The sequence below is a fragment of the Streptomyces sp. SID5785 genome, from assembly GCF_009870065.1.
GTDB lineage: Bacteria > Actinomycetota > Actinomycetes > Streptomycetales > Streptomycetaceae > Streptomyces.
On the sequence record NZ_WWIA01000104.1, the window covers coordinates 1 to 11,600 of the forward strand.

Here is an 11,600-nt window from a genome sequence, read left to right on the forward strand (position 1 = left end):
GGCGCCGGCCGGGGTGAGGGCGGGGCGCCGGGTCCCGTGCGGGTCGGGGGGCGGCTCGGCGGAGAGCGGGGCGGAGCAGAACCCGCAGCGGTCGCCGATGAGTTCGAGCCCGCACCAGCGGCAGTCCTCGCGCTTGACGGAGGAGACGAGCTGGTAGAGCACGGAGATGTCGGGGATCGCGGCGGCGAACTCGACCAGCCGGCCCGGGTTTCCCGGCTTGCCGGTCGCCCACCAGCGCGGCGAGTCCCCGGGCAGCCGCGCCTCGGTGGCGCCCTGCACGCGCCAGGCGGGGGCGAGGGTGCCGGTGACCCAGTCGGCGGGCTGGCGGCCCACGGCGTAGTGGAGGCGGGTGCCGAAGGCCGGGCCGGTGGGCACGGAGTCGGGGCCGGTGAGCCGTACCACCTGCGGCTGCGGCGAGGCGACGACGGCGAACTGGGTTCCGGGCGACCAGGACTTGGTGTGGGCGCGCAGTGACACCGGGACGCGGTCGAGCCGGGCGACCGAGCCGACGACGGCGCCCGCGTGGACGTAGTGCGCGAGGAGCCGTCCGGCGGAGGCGAGGACGCCGGGGCTGAAGTCGCAGACGGACAGCTGGCGCAGTTGCAGGGCGAGGACGGCGAGGCCGAGCGGCGGCAGTTCGGGCCGCACGATCGCCATCCGGTCGGTCTCGAGCACGGACCGGATCGCGTGCAGTCGGTGAACGACCGCGTCCGGGGCGGATTCCGGACACAGGGCGATCACATAGCCGTGCGCCTCGATCAGGGCATGGACGTCGACGATCGCGCGGTCGAGCGAGTACGCGCGCTGCGGGTCGCCGACGGGCAGCACGGCGGCGCTCGGGGTGTGCCGGTCGGGTGAGCCGAGTACCAGGTCAGGGTCGGTGACGGCGACTGCGGTCGGCACGCGTGTCCCCCGTTCGCTCGGCCTCCTCCGGACAGCGCGGTGCGCTGCGGTGTGCTTGTCCGAGCACCATATCCACGCGGGCGTCCGTCAACACCCCACTTCGCACTGTTCACGCGGTGATCGCCCGTGGTTGGCGAGGAAGTGTCGGTCGGGGTTCGTCCCAGACCTTGACATCCCCAATGGTCTGGACCAGCTTGGACCTCCAGCAGCTGCGTACTCCCCTGCACCCCTCCCCCAACTCCCGTCACTCGCACATCGCTTCGGCGGACCGGGTGCGACGGGTGTCCCCCCACACGGAGGCAGAAAATGATCCGTTCCGAAAGCAGCAGGAAACACGGCCGTCGCCGGTCCCGTCTCGGCATGGCCGCCGGCGTACTCGCGGCGGCGGCGCTGACCGCGGCCGGGCTCATGGCCACCGGCACCAGCGCCTCGGCGGCCGAGGTCCCGGCCCACGCCGTCACCGGGTACTGGCAGAACTTCGACAACGGCGCGACGGTGCAGACCCTCGCCGACGTGCCCGGCGACTACGACATCATCGCGGTCGCGTTCGCCGACGCCACGGGCAGTCCGGGCGGGGTCGACTTCACGCTCGACTCGGCCGGGCTCGGCGGCTACACCGAGGACGCGTTCAAGGCGGACATCAAGGCCAAGCAGGACGCGGGCAAGTCGGTGGTCATCTCGATCGGCGGCCAGAACGGCACGGTGGCGGTCAACGACTCCGCCTCCGCGGCGAACTTCGCGAGCTCGATCACCTCGCTCATGGACGAGTACGGCTTCGACGGCGTCGACATCGACCTCGAGAACGGCCTGAACTCCACCTACATGTCACAGGCGCTCAAGTCGATCGCGGCGGACGCGGGGCCGGGCTTCGTCCTCACGATGGCGCCCCAGACGATCGACATGCAGTCGACGTCCGCGGAGTACTTCAAGACGGCGCTCGCCGTGAAGGACATCCTCACGGTCGTCAACATGCAGTACTACAACAGCGGTTCGATGCTCGGCTGCGACGGCAAGGTCTACAGCCAGGGCTCGGTCGACTTCCTGACCGCGCTCGCCTGCATCCAGCTGGAGGGCGGCCTCGACCCGTCCCAGGTCGGCATCGGCACCCCGGCCTCGTCGAGCGCCGCGGGCAGCGGCTACGTCGCGCCGTCCGTCGTCAACGACGCCCTCGACTGCCTGGCCAAGGGCACGAACTGCGGCTCCTTCAAGCCCTCGAAGACGTACCCCGGCATCCGGGGCGCCATGACCTGGTCCACGAACTGGGACGCCGCGTCCGGCAACGCCTGGTCCTCGACGGTGGGCCCGCACGTCGACGCCCTGTGACCCTCCACCCCTGAACGGGCAGCGCCGCCGCTCCCCCGGCGGCGCTGCCCAGGCCGTGCCACCCGCCCCCGACCGGGGTCACCCGGCGTCCTCCCCGTCCCGTGCGACGAGTTCGACCTCGAAGCCCGCCTCGTTCTCCAGGTACGCGGCGTAGTGCCCGTCGCCGCCCGCGTACGGGTGGCGGTCGGGGAAGAGGAGGGTCCAGCCGTGCGCGGGGGCGTCGGCGGCCAGACGGTCGACGGTGCGGGCGTCCTCGACGTGGAAGGCCAGGTGGTTGAGGCCGGGGCGGTGGCGGTCGTGGTGGTCCGCGGTCCGGGCCGGGGACTGTTCGAGCACGAGGTAGGTCGGGCCGAGCCGCCAGCTGCGGCCGGTGTCCCAGCTCTGCGACACCTCGTAGCCGAGGCGCCGGAGCAGCCAGCCGGTCGAGGCGCGCGCGGCGGGCAGGTCGGGGACCCAGAGCTCGACGTGGTGGAGCGTTCCGTGGGGTGGGCCGGTCATGGTGAGGAGGGTAGGCGCGGCGGGGGTGCGGTGTCGTCGCGGCGGGCTTGGTTGAATGACGGTATGGGTGAGCGTGGGCGGGTGGCCAGTCGGACCGCGGTGCTGGTGTGCCAGGGGCGGGCCGTCGCGGACGGGCGGAGCGGTGACGGTGGGCGGTTCGGGGATCCGGTGGCCGTGCGGCTGCTGCGCGACGCGGAGCGGGCCGTCGTGGACGAAGTGCGCGCCGGGACGCCGCCGCAGGGCTGGGCGGCACGGACCGCGTACGAGAGCGTGCGGGCCTGCGCCGAGCTGATGGTGCCGCGGACCGTCGCGATCGACGAGGCGGTGACGGAGCGCGTCCGGGGCCAGCTGGTCGTGCTCGGCGCCGGTCTGGACACGCGGGCCTGGCGGCTGGCCGGGCTGGAGCGGACGGACGTCTGGGAGGTCGACCACCCGGCGTCGCAGGAGGACAAGCGGGCCCGGCTCACGGACGCGGGTGCCCCGGACGGGCTGCCGGCCGTGGCCCGCTCCGTGCGGTTCGCGCCGGTCGATCTCGCCGTCGACGACCTCGGCGCCGCGCTGGACGCCGCCGGGCACGATCCGGCCGCGCCGACGACCTGGCTGTGGGAGGGCGTCGTCCCGTATCTGACGGCGCAGGAGGTGCGGGCCACGGTCGCGGCGCTGGCCGCGCGCAGCGCCCCCGGCAGCGCGCTCGTCGTGAACTACCAGGCGCCGTCCGCGAAGGCCGCGCTCGGGCGGCTCCTGACGCGGTTCCTCGGCAGTTCGGTCACGGCGGGCGAGCCGTGGCGGTCGCTGTGGAAGCCCGCCGGGCTGGCGGCGCTGCTCGCGGAGCACGGGATGCGGGTCGTGCGGGACCGGGCGCTGTCCGAGGTCGCGGCCGGCGGTGACGGCGGCCGCCCGGCGGGCACCTCGCTGCGGTCGGGGCGGGTGGCCGTCGCCGAGTGCGGCGGGGGCCTGACGGGCTGACGCCGCGCGGCGGCGACCGGGACCGGACACACGAGAGCGAGGAGAGAGAGCGAGGAGAGAGAGCGGGGAGAGAACGACGCACTCTCCTCGCACTTTCAAGCTATAGCCCGGCGGGGGGCTTGCCGCAAGGCCCCCGTCATGCCGCACAATCGTCCGCCGGTGCCGCCACCTGCGCAGACGTGGACGGCGGACACCGGACGAACGGAACGGCCGTCGCCTCGGAAGGTGCCGCTATGGGTGAGCAGTACGTGTGGGATCTACGGGACCTCGACGCATCGCAGGGCGCGCTCGCCGGCGGCAAGGGGGCGAACCTGGGCGAGCTCGCCCGCATCGAGGGTGTGCACGTGCCGCGCGGCTTCTGCGTGACGACCGGCGCCTACCGGCGGACGGTCCTGGAGCGGACGCCCGGGGTCGGCGCCCTGATCGAGGAGCTCACGGCCCTCGCGGGGCCCGAGCGGGCCCGGGAGCCCGGGCACCCGGAGGCGGTGCGCGAGCTCAGCGCCCGGCTCCGGCGGGCCGTCGAGGCGGCCGTCCTGCCCGGCGAACTCGTCGAGGCCGTCACCGAGGCGGTCGGGCGGCTCGGCCCAGACACGCCGTGGGCGGTGCGCTCCAGCGCCACCGCCGAGGACCTGCCCACCGCGTCCTTCGCCGGTCAGCAGGACTCGTACCTGAACGTGGTCGGGGTGCCCGCGGTGCTCCGGGACGTGCGGCGGTGCTGGGCCTCGCTGTTCACCGAGCGGGCCGTGGCGTACCGGCTGCGCGGCGGCATCGACGAGCGGGCGGTCCGGATGGCCGTGGTGGTGCAGGAGATGGTCGTGCCGGACGCGGCCGGGGTGCTGTTCACCGCCGATCCCGTCAGCGGGAACCGCAGGGTGTCCACCGTCGACGCCGGGTTCGGGCTCGCGGAGGCGCTGGTGTCGGGGGCCGTGACCCCGGACGTCCTGCGGGTGCGGGACGGCCGGGTCGTCGAGCGGACCGTCGCCGTCAAACGGCAGGCCCTGCGGGCGAGGAGCGGCGGCGGCACGGAGGCCGTGCCCGTCCCGGCGGAGCGGCAGGAGCGGCCCGTGCTGTCGGACCGGCAGGCGGTGCGGCTGGCCGCGCTCGGGCGGCGGATCGAGGAGCGGTTCGGGCGGCCGCAGGACATCGAGTGGTGCCTGGTCGGCGAGGACGGCTTCCGGGTGGTGCAGAGCAGGCCGATCACGACCCTGTTCCCGGTCCCGGTCCGCAAGGACGCGGAGGGGAACACCGACGGCACCCGGGTGTACCTCTCCGTGGGGCACCAGCAGATGATGACCGACGCGATGCGGCCGCTGGGCCTCAGCGTGTGGCAGCTGACCGCCATGGCGCCGATGCACGAGGCGGGCAGCCGCCTGTTCGTGGACGCCACCCGGCAACTGGCCGCGGGCGAGCGCCGCACCGCGTTCCTGGACCTCGTCGGCCGCGGCGACCCGCTCGTCAGGGACGCGCTGGAGACGCTCCTGGAGCGCCCCGACGTCGTCCTGCCCGCGGCCCCCGACGCCCCGGCCGCGCCGCCCGGACGGCGGCGCGCCTCCGACGCGCTCGCGACCGACCCGGCGATCGTCACCGAGCTGGTCGCGCGCAGCCGTGCGTCCGTCGCGGCGCTGCGGCGGGACATCGGCGCGCGGCGCGGGAGCGAGCTGTTCGACTTCCTGGCCGGGGCCTTCGAGGAGCACAAGCGGGTGCTCGCCGATCCGCTGAGCATGCGGGCGGTGATGGCGGGCATGGAGGCGACGTGGTGGCTGAGCGACCAGCTGCGCGCCTGGCTCGGCGAGGAGAACGCCGTCGACACCCTCACCCTGTCCGCGCCCGGCAACGTCACCTCGGAGATGGGCCTGGCCCTGCTCGACGTCGCGGACGCGATCCGTCCGTACCCGGAGGTCGTGGCCTACCTGGAGGGTGTCGGCGACGCGCCCGACGCCGCGTTCCTCGACGGGCTCGCGGCGCTCGGCGGAGGGCCCGCGGCGCGCCGCGCCCTCGACGGGTACCTGGAGCTGTACGGCGCGCGCTGCGTCGGCGAGATCGACCTGACCCGGCCGCGCTGGAGCGAGCGCCCCGGCACGCTCGTGCCGCTGATCCTCGACCACGTACGCAACTTCGGTCCCGGCGCCGCCGCGCAGCGCTTCGAGGACGGGCTGCGGCGGGCGCGGGAGAAGGAGCGGGACGTGCTGGCCCGGCTGCGGGACCTGCCGGACGGGGAGCGCAAGGCCGAGGAGACCGCGGCGGCGATCGAGCGGGTGCGGACCTTCATCGGCTACCGGGAGTACCCCAAGTACGGCATCGTCCGCCGCTACGCCGTCTACCGGGAGGCGCTGCTCGCGGAGGCGGCCCTGCTGGTGGAGCGCGGGGTGCTCGACGCGGTGGAGGACGCCTACCAGCTGACGTTCGAGGAGTTCCGGGAGGCCGTGCGGTCCGGCACGGTGGACCGCGGGCTGATCGCGGAGCGCGCGGAGGCGTTCCGCGCGCACCGGGCGCTGACGCCGCCGCGGGTGCTCACCTCCGACGGGGAGGCGGTCAGCGGCGCGTACCGGCGTGCGGACGTGCCGGACGGCGCGCTGACCGGGCTGCCGGTGTCCGCGGGGACCGTCGAGGGGCGGGCCCGTGTCCTGCTCGACCTGACGCGGGCCCGCGACCTCGCGCCGGGCGACATTCTCGTGACCGCGTTCACGGACCCGAGCTGGTCGCCGCTGTTCGTCGGGGTCGCGGGGCTGGTGACCGAGGTGGGCGGGCTGATGACGCACGGTGCGGTGATCGCCCGCGAGTACGGGCTGCCCGCGGTCGTGGGCGTCGACGGGGCGACCCGGCGGATCCGGGACGGGCAGCGCGTGCGGGTGCACGGTACCGCCGGGTACGTCGAACTCCTGCCCTGAGCCGGGCGGCGCGCCGCGTCCCGGCATCAGAAGACGTCGGACCAGGGCTGGTCCCAGATCTGCTGCACGCACAGCACGACGAAGAGCAGGCCCGCGACCGCCAGCATGCCGTTGCTGAGCCGGCCGTTGCGCCAACGGTGCGGGGTGCGGTGCGAGTTGAGGAGCCAGAGCAGGGTGAGGGCCAGGAACGGCATGAACGCGGCGCCCAGCACCCCGTAGAGGATGATGAGGCGGAACGGCTGGCCCTGGAAGAGCAGCACGATCGGCGGGAACGTCAGCCACAGCAGGTAGGCACGGAACGGCAGGCCCTTTTCCCGGTCGCCGCGGGCGACTTCGGTGCCGGTGACGCGAGCGCTGCGGTAGCGCTCGACGAAGTCGGCGAACATCAGGCTCACGCCGTGCCAGACGCCGATCAGCGAGGTGAACGACGTCGCGAAGAACCCGACGAGGAACAGCTTGGCCGTCACGGTGCCGTACTGGGCCTCCAGGACGCCCGTCAGGTCGAGCAGGCCCTTGTCGCCGGAGGAGATCGCGACGTGCGAGGCGTGCAGCAGCTCGGCGCCGACGAAGAGCATGGCGACGACGAAGACGCCGGTGGTGAGGTAGGCGACGCGGTTGTCGAGCCGCATGACCTTCATCCAGCCCGTGGTGGTCCAGCCCTTGGCGTTGACCCAGTACCCGTACGCGGCCAGTGTGATGGTGCCGCCGACGCCGCCGATCAGGCCCAGGGTGTTGAGGACGGAGTCCTTCTCGTCGGGCAGCACGGGCAGCAGGCCGGCGAAGGCGTCGCCGAGGTTCGGCGTGACGCGGATCGCGAGGTACACCGTCACGACGAACATGACGCCGACGAGGACGGTCATGACCTTCTCGAAGACGTCGTACTTGTTGAACCAGACGAAGACGAGCCCGACGATCCCGCACAGGATCGCCCAGGGCTTGATCGACCAGTCGGCCGGGAACACGTCGGGGAACAGCGCCTGCAACGGCAGCGCGCTGGAGGACATCGCGGCCGCGCCGTAGACGAAGCCCCACACGACGACGTAGACGGCGAAGAAGTACGTCGTCCAGCGGCCGAGGCTCGCCCAGCCGTCGAACAGGGTGCGGCCGGTGGCCAGATGCCAGCGGCCGCACGCCTCGGCGAGGCTGATCTTGACGAGGCAGCCGATGACGGCCGCCCACAGGAGGGTGTAGCCGAAGTTGCTGCCGGCGATCAGGGTGGCGACGAGGTCACCGGCACCGACACCGGTCGCGGCGACGACGATGCCGGGCCCGATGTAGCGCCAGCTGGACTTGCGGGGTCGGTCGGAGTCGAAGGGGAGGGAGCCGGTTCCGGTACCTGGAGTGCCCGTGGTGTCCGCCATGACTCCCATGGGTGCGCAAAGTGCGGCGGCGGACAAGGGTTCCGGCAGGAATCGACACGATCAGGCGCGGGCCCCGGGGCCTTCCCCGGTCCCCCTAATCCTCGAAGTACGCGTCCAGCGCCTTGTCGAGGGTCTCGGTCCACTCCTGGAGGCGGGCCTTGTCGGGGGCCTCGACGTCGTTCGGGTACCAGCGGCTGTTGGGCGTGTGGACCGTCACGAGGAGCCGCTTGCGGGACGTGCCGACCTCGACGGCGCTGATCTCGTCCCAGCCGAACTCGGCCTCCTGGTCGTCGAGCGTGAAGCGGACGCCGCTCGCGTCGACGGAGATCGACCCCCGCCGGTCCTTCGCCTCCAGAACGGGGCCGTCACTGTCGGCCCCCCGAACCGGCTCGGACCCGGCGTCCTCGGCCTCGTCCTCGGCGTCCGTCGTGTCCTCGTCCTGCTCGGCGGGCGCCTCCTCGGGCGCCGCGTCCTCGGGGACGGCGTCCTGCGTCACCTCCTCCGACGGCTCGTCGGATCCCGTGACCGCGTCCTCGGCTGCCGCCTCCGTGACGGGAGACGTCAGGCCGGGAACGTACGCCGGGTCGAAACCGGCACCGGTGACGGGCGTGACCTTCTGGCTCTCCATACGCTGCTCCACGGGCCGAAGTATGGCGGACAAGGCTGTGCGGCGCTCCCTCCGGGCCCACCTCGTTATTTGACGTGCCCATTACCGTGCTCTGTTACCTTCGCCGATTCAAGCAGTGCGAGACGGGGGCCGAACGCACATGGCGTGGGACGAGTGGGAAGAGCGGCGGGGGCCGGCCGGAGATCACCATCAGGGCCAAGGACGTGCACGGCGCCGCGAACGGCACCGGTACTGATGACCACCATGAACCAGCCCACCACCGCCCCGACCCGTCGCGGCGGCCTCCTGACGGTCGCAATGGTGCTGACCGCGCTGTCGGCCGTGCTGCTCGGCGCGCACATCTCGTTCGACGGGGACACGTTCCAGGACTGCGTGTACCTGGGTCCCTCGACGCGGATGTACGTGACCGCGTGGGCGGGCCCCGTGTGCAGCGTCGCGGCGCTGCTGCTCACCGTCCGCCGCACCGCGCGCTTCGGCGGCGCGCGGGCGGCGGTGGTGTGCCTCGCGGTGCTGCTGCTCGCCGTCCAGGTCTTCGCGCTGTACTGGGTGTACGCGCCCGACCCGTCCGGCGGCACCGGCTGCTCGGGGCTGTCGTTCGCCTAGACGAACAGGCTGACCACCGCGGCGACCGCGAAGCCGGCGAGGGACAGGACCGATTCCAGGATCGTCCAGGTGCGCAGGGTGTCGCGCTCCGAGATGCCGAAGTACTTGGCGACCATCCAGAAGCCGCCGTCGTTGACGTGCGAGGCGAAGATCGAGCCCGCGGAGATCGCCATGATCACGAGGGCGACGAAGGCCTGCGAGTAGTCGCCCTCGGCGAGCAGCGGGGCGACGATGCCGGCCGTCGTGACGATCGCGACGGTGGCCGAGCCCTGGGCGACGCGCAGGACGAGGGAGATCAGGTAGGCGAGGACGATGACGGGCAGGCCGACGTCGTTGAACGTGTCGGACAGGGCCTGCGCGATGCCGCTCGCCTTGAGGACCGCGCCGAAGATGCCGCCCGCGCCGACGACGAGCAGGATGTTTCCGACCGGCTTGAGGGAGGCCGTCGAGACCTGCTCCAGGGACTTGCGGGACCAGCCGCGCCGGATGCCGAGCAGGTAGTAGGCGAGCATCAGCGCGATCGTCAGGGCGACGAAGGGGTGCCCGAAGAACTCGATGACGGAGCGGCCCGTGGACGGGTCGAAGGCGATCGAGGAGAACGTGGCGAGCAGGATCAGCACCAGCGGGGTGCCGATGATCGTGAAGACGGTGCCGAGCGGGACCGGCTTCTCGGTGGGCTGCACGCCCTGCTTGCGCTGCTCCTCGACGAGCGCGGCCTTGGCCTCGTCGGCGGCCTCGACCATGTCCTGCGGGACCGGCACGAAGATCCGCTTGCCGATCCAGGCGGCCCAGCCCCAGGCGGCGAGCACGGCGGGGATGCCGCAGACGATGCCCATGAGGATGACCCAGCCGAGGTCGACCTTGAGCAGTCCGGCGGCGGCGACGGGGCCGGGGTGCGGGGGCAGGAAGGCGTGGGTCATGGACAGACCCGCGAGCAGCGGCATGCAGTACAGGACGATCGACTTGCCGCCGCGCTTGGCGGCCGCGTAGACGATCGGCGCGAGGACGAAGATGCCGACGTCGAAGAAGACGGGGATGCCGAAGATGAGGCCGGTCAGGCCCATGGCGAGCGGGGCGCGCTTCTCGCCGAAGAGGTTCAGGAGGCGGGAGGCCAGTACCTCGGCCCCGCCGGAGACCTCGAGCACGGCGCCGAGCATGGTGCCGAGGCCGATGATGATCGCCACGTGTCCGAGGGTGCCGCCCATGCCGGACTCGATGGTCGAGACGGCGTCGGACTTCTGGACGGTGCCGAAGAGTTCGGTCACGGAGAGGCCGGCCGCGAGGCCGACGGCTATGGAGACCGCGAGGAGCGCGACGAAGGGCTGCAGCCGCACCTTGATGATCAGGAAGAGCAGCAGCGCGATGCCGAGGGCGGCGACGGTCAGCAGACCGGCGGTGCCGTCGATGATCGTGAGCATGCCGCCGGTGTGGGGTGGGGTCTCGGGCGCGGTGGCCGCGAGGGGGGAGAGCGCGGAGAACGGGGACATCGTCGACCTCGTAAGGACATGGAGCTTTCAGGGCAGGGGGGATCGCGGTGCGGCGCGTACGGGACGCGCCGCACCGTGACGACGTGCGGGGGGTGGTGCGGGGAGGTGAGCGCGCTCAGCTCAGGACGGCGAGCGCGTCGATCTCGATGAGCAGGCCCTTGGGCAGACCGACGTAGACGGTCGTGCGGGCGGCGGGGGCCTCCTTGAGGCCCTGCTCCTCGAAGTAGGTGTTGTAGATCTCGTTCATCTCGGCGAAGTGGTCGACGTCCGTGAGGTAGACGCGCATCATCATGACGTCGTCCCAGGTCGCGCCGCCCTCTTCGAGGATCGCCTTGACGTTGGCGAAGGTCTGGAGGGTCTGCTCGCGCAGGGTCGGGCCGGCCGGGGTGGGGGCCTGGCCCTCGACGGCCGGCAGGAAGCCGACCTGGCCGGCGACCTGGAGGATGTTGCCCTTCTTGACGCCGTGCGAGAACTTCGCCGGCGGGGTGGTGTGGGTCTTCGGCGTGAGAGCGGTCTTCTCGGTCATGATGAACGTGCTTCCTTGGTGGGGGTGTTGCCCGGGACGGGCCCGGTTCCGGAGTAGTCCCGGCTGATGACTTCCGCCGTGCGGCGGACCACCGGGAGCAGGGTGAGGAGTTCCTCTGCGGTGACGACGACGTTCGGCGCGGAGACCGACATGGCGGCGACGACCCGTCCGTCGGCGCCGCGGATGGGCGCGCCGACGCAGTTGATGGATTCCTCGTGGCCGCCGAGGTCGGTGGCCCAGCCCTGTTCGCGCACCTTGTCCAGCTCCCGCAGGAAGGCGGGGGCGTTGGGGGTGGAACGGGACGTGTAGAGGGGGTAGTCGAGCCGCTCCGCGAGGGCGCGGCGCTCGGGCTCGGGCAGGTCGGCCAGGAGCAGCTTGGCGACGGCCGCGACGGTGATGGCGACGGGCTTGCCGATA

11 protein-coding genes are annotated in these 11,600 nt (G+C 72.7%); 4 read left to right on the forward strand and 7 right to left on the reverse strand.

Annotated elements, in window-relative coordinates; all coding sequences use genetic code 11:
- Positions 1-903: hypothetical protein (locus tag GTW43_RS03015; RefSeq protein WP_161299997.1), on the reverse strand; the 903-nt coding region annotated here is incomplete at its 3' end.
- Positions 904-1,263: 360 nt separating this feature from the next.
- Here GTW43_RS03015 and GTW43_RS03020 point away from each other — a divergent pair.
- Positions 1,264-2,226 carry a chitinase gene (locus GTW43_RS03020; RefSeq protein ID WP_237536359.1) on the forward strand — a complete coding sequence of 321 codons (963 nt, stop codon included), beginning with the start codon at positions 1,264-1,266 and terminating at the stop codon, positions 2,224-2,226.
- A gap of 78 nt (positions 2,227-2,304) precedes the next feature.
- Here the strand turns inward: GTW43_RS03020 and GTW43_RS03025 are convergent, their stop codons facing one another.
- Positions 2,305-2,724 (reverse strand): VOC family protein, encoded by a 420-nt coding sequence (locus GTW43_RS03025; protein WP_161300001.1) that lies wholly within the window; start codon positions 2,722-2,724, stop codon positions 2,305-2,307.
- An 81-nt stretch (positions 2,725-2,805) separates the two neighbouring features.
- Here GTW43_RS03025 and GTW43_RS03030 point away from each other — a divergent pair, with 81 nt between their 5' ends.
- On the forward strand, positions 2,806-3,690 hold the full coding sequence (locus tag GTW43_RS03030; protein ID WP_343245878.1) for a class I SAM-dependent methyltransferase: 885 nt from the start codon (positions 2,806-2,808) through the stop codon (positions 3,688-3,690).
- Between the two features lie 233 nt (positions 3,691-3,923).
- Complete coding sequence (gene rph, locus GTW43_RS03035) at positions 3,924-6,578, forward strand: rifamycin-inactivating phosphotransferase (RefSeq protein ID WP_161300005.1); 2,655 nt, start codon at positions 3,924-3,926, stop codon at positions 6,576-6,578.
- A gap of 26 nt (positions 6,579-6,604) precedes the next feature.
- Here the strand turns inward: rph and GTW43_RS03040 are convergent, their stop codons facing one another.
- Together GTW43_RS03040 and GTW43_RS03045 are read right to left on the reverse strand one after the other, a co-directional pair.
- Positions 6,605-7,939, reverse strand: coding sequence for an Nramp family divalent metal transporter (locus tag GTW43_RS03040; protein ID WP_161300007.1), 1,335 nt, complete (start codon positions 7,937-7,939; stop codon positions 6,605-6,607).
- 94 nt (positions 7,940-8,033) lie between these two features.
- Positions 8,034-8,579 (reverse strand): hypothetical protein, encoded by a 546-nt coding sequence (locus GTW43_RS03045; protein ID WP_161300008.1) that lies wholly within the window; start codon positions 8,577-8,579, stop codon positions 8,034-8,036.
- 231 nt (positions 8,580-8,810) lie between these two features.
- Here GTW43_RS03045 and GTW43_RS03050 point away from each other — a divergent pair, with 231 nt between their 5' ends.
- The gene (locus tag GTW43_RS03050; protein WP_161300010.1) at positions 8,811-9,170 is read left to right on the forward strand and encodes a hypothetical protein; all 360 of its coding nucleotides are present in this window, start codon (positions 8,811-8,813) and stop codon (positions 9,168-9,170) included.
- On the opposite strand, the gene GTW43_RS03055 is transcribed toward GTW43_RS03050, so the two are convergent.
- From GTW43_RS03055 to GTW43_RS03065, 3 genes are all read right to left on the reverse strand, one after another.
- Positions 9,167-10,657: a gluconate:H+ symporter gene (locus GTW43_RS03055; protein ID WP_161300012.1), complete on the reverse strand. Its 1,491-nt coding sequence runs from the start codon at positions 10,655-10,657 to the stop codon at positions 9,167-9,169. The genes GTW43_RS03050 and GTW43_RS03055 overlap by 4 nt on opposite strands.
- Positions 10,658-10,772: 115 nt before the next feature.
- Entirely contained in the window at positions 10,773-11,183 is a 411-nt protein-coding gene (locus GTW43_RS03060) for a RidA family protein (protein ID WP_161300014.1), read from the reverse strand.
- The coding region (locus tag GTW43_RS03065; protein WP_272922491.1) for an IclR family transcriptional regulator C-terminal domain-containing protein at positions 11,180-11,600 on the reverse strand (421 nt) is incomplete at its 5' end. The genes GTW43_RS03065 and GTW43_RS03060, both read right to left, overlap by 4 nt.

What these genes read in the sequence shown, in the direction of transcription:
- GTW43_RS03040 (WP_161300007.1), bottom strand. Translation starts at nt 7,939, where the DNA reads ATGGCGGACACCACGGGCACTCCAGGTACCGGAACCGGCTCCCTCCCC.
- GTW43_RS03020 (WP_237536359.1), top strand. Translation starts at nt 1,264, where the DNA reads ATGGCCGCCGGCGTACTCGCGGCGGCGGCGCTGACCGCGGCCGGGCTC.
- GTW43_RS03060 (WP_161300014.1), bottom strand. Translation starts at nt 11,183, where the DNA reads ATGACCGAGAAGACCGCTCTCACGCCGAAGACCCACACCACCCCGCCG.
- rph (WP_161300005.1), top strand. Translation starts at nt 3,924, where the DNA reads ATGGGTGAGCAGTACGTGTGGGATCTACGGGACCTCGACGCATCGCAG.
- GTW43_RS03050 (WP_161300010.1), top strand. Translation starts at nt 8,811, where the DNA reads ATGAACCAGCCCACCACCGCCCCGACCCGTCGCGGCGGCCTCCTGACG.
- GTW43_RS03055 (WP_161300012.1), bottom strand. Translation starts at nt 10,657, where the DNA reads ATGTCCCCGTTCTCCGCGCTCTCCCCCCTCGCGGCCACCGCGCCCGAG.
- GTW43_RS03025 (WP_161300001.1), bottom strand. Translation starts at nt 2,724, where the DNA reads ATGACCGGCCCACCCCACGGAACGCTCCACCACGTCGAGCTCTGGGTC.